Origin of the sequence: Ekhidna lutea (assembly GCF_900188325.1) — a bacterium.
GTDB lineage: Bacteria > Bacteroidota > Bacteroidia > Cytophagales > Cyclobacteriaceae > Ekhidna > Ekhidna lutea.
In genome coordinates, this window is the sequence record NZ_FZPD01000014.1 from 1 (window position 1) to 1463 (window position 1463).

A 1463-nucleotide genomic window follows, 5' to 3' on the forward strand; every position below is an offset into this window, starting at 1 on the left:
GACCCTACGATCAGTACGATAGCTGACCAAAGCACGAATGAAGACACAGATAAGACCGGCATATCCTTTACGGTAGATGAAGGTGGCGGCACGGATGAAGATGCACAGGTGTTGACGGTGACGGCCACTTCGAGCAACACGACGTTGGTACCGAATGGGAACATTACGGTGAACTATACGGACAATGGAGGCTCCTCGGCGAATGTGCTGAGTCCAACCCTTGATATCACACCTGCAGCGAATCTTTCAGGCACGACCACCATTACGGTGACGGTGCAGGATAATGGCACGGGCACACCGAGTGCGGTGGAGACGTTTGACCTAACCGTCAATGCGGTCAACGATGACCCCACGATCAGTACGATAGCTGACCAGAGCACGAATGAAGACACAGATAAGACCGGCATATCCTTTACGGTAGATGAAGGTGGCGGCACGGATGAAGATGCCCAGGTGTTGACGGTGACGGCCACTTCGAGCAACACGACGTTGGTACCGAATGGAAACATTACGGTGAACTATACGGACAATGGAGGCGCCTCGGCGAATGTGCTGAGTCCAACCCTTGATATCACGCCTGCAGCAAACTTATCCGGCACGACCACCATTACGGTGACGGTGCAGGATAATGGCACGGGCACACCGAGTGCGGTGGAGACGTTTGACCTTACCGTCAATGCGGTGAACGACGACCCTACGATCAGTACGATAGCTGACCAAAGCACGAATGAAGACACAGATAAGACCGGCATATCCTTTACGGTAGATGAAGGTGGCGGCACGGATGAAGATGCCCAGGTGTTGACGGTGACGGCCACTTCGAGCAACACGACGTTGGTACCGAATGGAAACATTACGGTGAACTATACGGACAATGGAGGCGCCTCGGCGAATGTGCTGAGTCCAACCCTTGATATCACACCTGCAGCAAACTTATCCGGCACGACCACCATTACGGTTACGGTACAGGATAATGGCACTGGCACACCGAGTGTGGTGGAGACGTTTGACCTTACCGTCAATGCGGTGAACGACGACCCTACGATCAGTGCGATAGCTGACCAAAGCACGAATGAAGACACAGATAAGACCGGCATAGCCTTTACGGTAGATGAAGGAGGGGGCACGGATGAAGATGCACAGGTGTTGACGGTGACGGCCACTTCGAGCAACACGACGTTGGTACCGAATGCAAACATTATGGTGAACTATACGGACAATGGAGGCGCCTCGGCGAATGTGCTGAGTCCAACCCTTGATATCACACCTGCAGCAAACTTATCCGGCACGACCACCATTACGGTGACGGTACAGGATAATGGCACGGGCACACCGAGTGCGGTGGAGACGTTTGACCTTACCGTCAATGCGGTGAACGACGACCCTACGATCAGTACGATAGCTGACCAAAGCACGAATGAAGACACAGATAAGACCGGCATATCCTTTACGGTAGATGAAGG

General features: G+C 53.2%; 1 protein-coding gene. It reads left to right on the forward strand.

All coding sequences use genetic code 11. From position 1 onward, the window contains the following. Positions 1-1463: tandem-95 repeat protein (locus CHB71_RS18660; protein WP_144017499.1), on the forward strand; the 1463-nt coding region annotated here is incomplete at both ends.